This is a genomic window from Bathymodiolus platifrons methanotrophic gill symbiont (assembly GCF_002189065.1).
Lineage (GTDB): Bacteria > Pseudomonadota > Gammaproteobacteria > Methylococcales > Methylomonadaceae > Methyloprofundus.
The window spans coordinates 1-3,122 of record NZ_BDMN01000389.1; the positions used below are offsets into that span (position 1 = coordinate 1).

Sequence of the window (3,122 nt, forward strand, 5' to 3'; positions counted from 1 at the left end):
ACACCAGCATTGTGTATTTCAGCTACTCAATAATTGGGAAACTTCAGTCGTTAATATAACCTAACAAATTAACCCCAAATTTATCGTGAGTCCTTAGATTTATTTACCCTTATTACAGCTGATTTCAATATCCATTTCTAGCCATAAACCCTAAAGTACTCCACAAGCGATAGTATTCCCAAATTATTTGCTTAAATACGTATTATTGATGATGAAAATCCTTTCAAGTATCTATTGACATCCCTAAGCGTATGTTTTTATTATAAATATAATGACTGTATAAATTTTATACAATTTAACGAAATTGTAACAATACTAGGCGTTAGAGTTATTTCTCTACGCATAATCCACAGACTTATCCACAGATATTGTGCACAACTTTTTTCTTTAATATTGTTAAGCATTTAGAGTACTTTGCTAGAGCAACATTGTACTTCAGAGTTAAATCCACCCAACTAAATAAAAAGTTTATTTTTCTTGGCTCCACCCAAGACACCCCACTAAGGAACGAGAATTTAATCAACCCCAAAACTTTGTGTAGACCGTATGTAGGCTGCGGAATACGTGAAAGTAAGTACGCTGATCTTCCTGTATTACGCAAGCTCCATACAGGCTACATTAGAGAGTTCAGTTTCTGATTTTATAAAATTCTCAGTCCTAACCACATTGTCACAAGCTAAATGAACATAAACGCACTTGCACATACGCTGAATCCATAATCAATATGCGGGTTGAACAATTTTACACAGGGTAGCCAGCAAGTTTTGGGAACAGCAAAGTATCAATGTTATAATTAGAAGTTGACTTTGCTAACCTTACTCTATAAATATGACTACCGCTAATAAGGCTAAACTTTCCAGTGCCCGTTTTTCAGAAGCCACCGATGCTTTTGTAGAAGTTTTTACTGCTTCTGTAGACTTTGACCAACGTATAGCTCAACAGGATATTGAAGGCTCAATCGCCCATGCAAGCATGTTGTGCAAAATCGGAATTCTGACAGAAGCTGAACGTGATAGTATTTTTCAGGGCTTACAACAAATTAGCGAAGAAATTGAGCGCGGCGAGTTTCAGTGGTCAGTTCAACAAGAAGATGTGCACATGAATATAGAGGCACGCTTAACTGACTTAATTGGCATGGCTGGTAAAAAGCTGCATACAGGTCGTTCACGCAATGATCAGGTCGCAACTGATATCCGTTTATATATGCGCACTGAAATTAATACGATTATTGCCGTTATTGAACGCTTACAACTGGCTTTACTTGATCTGGCGACCAAAGAAGCTGACACTATCATGCCAGGTTTCACGCATTTACAAGTAGCTCAGCCAGTCACTTTTGGTCATCACCTGATGGCCTGGTTTGAAATGTTAGTACGCGACAAAGAACGCCTGGAAGATTGTTTAAAGCGTGTTAATATCATGCCGCTCGGTGCCGCAGCTTTAGCAGGAACCAGTTACCCCATTGATCGCGAGATGACAGCTAAATTATTAGGCTTTTCTCGCCCCTCCGCCAACTCACTGGACTCAGTGAGTGATCGAGATTTTGCTATTGAATTTACCGCTGCAGCCAGCATCATCATGATGCATTTATCACGTTTTTCAGAAGAACTGGTGTTATGGGCAAGTGCCCAGTTTGCTTTTATTGAGCTACCTGATGCTTTTTGCACCGGCTCATCCATTATGCCGCAAAAGAAAAATCCCGATGTACCTGAATTGGTGCGTGGAAAGTCTGGTCGCGTAACCGGACATTTAGTCTCTTTATTAATGCTAATGAAAAGCCAGCCTCTTGCCTACAATAAAGATAACCAGGAAGATAAAGAACCTTTATTCGATACCGCAGATACGCTAATTAACTGTTTACGCGCCTTTGCTGACATGGTGCCTCATATTGAGGCAAAGCGTGACAATATGTTTAATGCTGCAAAAAAAGGCTTTGCTACCGCGACAGACCTGGCTGATTACCTAGTCCGCAAAGGCATGGCTTTCCGTGATGCCCATGAAGTTGTTGGTTTAGCAGTTAAATTAGGACTGGACTCTGAACGTGATTTATCAGAATTATCTTTATCTGAATTACAGGGTTTCTCTGAGATGATAACAGACGATGTATACGACAGATTATCTCTACAAGGCTCTGTTGCTGCTAGAAAACATATTGGAGGTACAGCCCCAGACACCGTTCGTGCAGCCATCCAGTCAGCAAGAGCCGCATTAGCATAAGATTTCCTCTCTAAGTAACAAAAACATAAGTCTTTGTTTTATAGGTTCTTGTTACTTAATGGTTGGGTGGCCGCCTCGGCTTAAAATGCTGATTACGTACAACTCACAGCCATTTTAAAATAAATCATAAGAATCAGTATATTAAGAGCCTCATCAGTAATTATTCATTATTCACGTGCAAGATTTTTTTGGGGATACGGGCAGCCTGCCCGTTTACATGGGCGAGCCGCCCATGCCCCCAAATAATGAGCTTTCAAAACCAGAACTGGAAACTTTCTTACAGTTAGGCAAACATAACTATTCTCTTACCCGCGCCTCTTCAACGACAAACCTCCCTAAACCCAAACTTATTAGCAACTTGAAAAACCTTATTACTCCCCCAAATTAGAATTAACTAATTAACAAAAGTGCAATGGGTAATAAAATGAATCCAGAAAAATTAACCAGTAAATTTAAAAGCGCACTTAATGATGCGCAAAGCCTGGCTTTAGCTAAAGATCATCAGTTTATTGAAGCTGTACATCTGCTTTTAGCGATGCTAGAACAACAAGGCGGTAGTATTAAGCCTTTATTAAATCAAGCTGGCACTAATACGCAGGCCCTAGCTCAATTACTTGATCAGGAACTGGGTACTATGCCCTCCGTATCGGGAGTTGGTGGTGATGTCCAGGTTTCCAGTGATTTAAACAAGCTATTAAACCTTACCGAGCAATTAGCCGTTAAACGTAACGATAGTTTTGTTTCCAGCGAGATCTTTCTGTTGGCTGCATGCGCGAGCAAAGGTCAACTTGCTAAAATATTAAAGCAGGCAAATGTTTCTCAACAATTACAGGCGCGCCATGCTACCTCACAACATTCTGGGACTCCTGTCACCAACATTCATTCGCCTACGCAGCGAATGGGAG

At 40.4% G+C, this 3,122-nt stretch carries 2 protein-coding genes; both read left to right on the plus strand.

Annotation, left to right across the window (positions count from 1 at the left end):
• Positions 1 to 828: 828 nt before the first annotated feature.
• Positions 829 to 2,217, plus strand: a complete 1,389-nt coding sequence (gene argH / locus CDZ78_RS18075; protein WP_087871230.1) for an argininosuccinate lyase — start codon at positions 829 to 831, stop codon at positions 2,215 to 2,217.
• A gap of 424 nt (positions 2,218 to 2,641) precedes the next feature.
• The coding region (locus CDZ78_RS18080) for a Clp protease N-terminal domain-containing protein (RefSeq protein ID WP_280175600.1) at positions 2,642 to 3,122 on the plus strand (481 nt) is incomplete at its 3' end.